The 321-nt window shown below is 66.0% G+C and carries 1 pseudogene; it reads right to left on the bottom strand.

What is annotated here, in order from left to right:
* Positions 1 to 218: 218 nt before the first annotated feature.
* Positions 219 to 321 (bottom strand): annotated as a pseudogene (locus ACXIUA_RS01870) (inositol monophosphatase family protein); the annotation flags it as partial.

The following is a 321-nucleotide window of genomic DNA, read 5'->3' on the forward strand; positions in this document are numbered from 1 at the left end:
ATGCGCCAGGTAGCGCTGCGGGACACCGCATCCAGCCAGGACTTGGTAGCCGTGGCCTCGGATTCCTCGCTCGAGCTCACCACCGTGGTGTGGAGGTAGGTCGCTGCGCAGACTTCCGAGAGGGGGCGGTCAGTGACCCGGAGGTCATCAACAGTGCCATCGAGGTTGATGCGAGTGGTCGGGAGATTGGGGCCACCAATCCAGCTCTCGCCCGTTGGCGCATACCCAGGCAGCCAGTCCCAGGCTGCGACGTCGCGCTGGAACCATACGCCGATGCGGCCGTCGGCAACGCCTGCCATATCCACCGACGCTGAGCCCAGC

It is taken from the genome of Corynebacterium sp. UMB8791 (genome assembly GCF_054166365.1).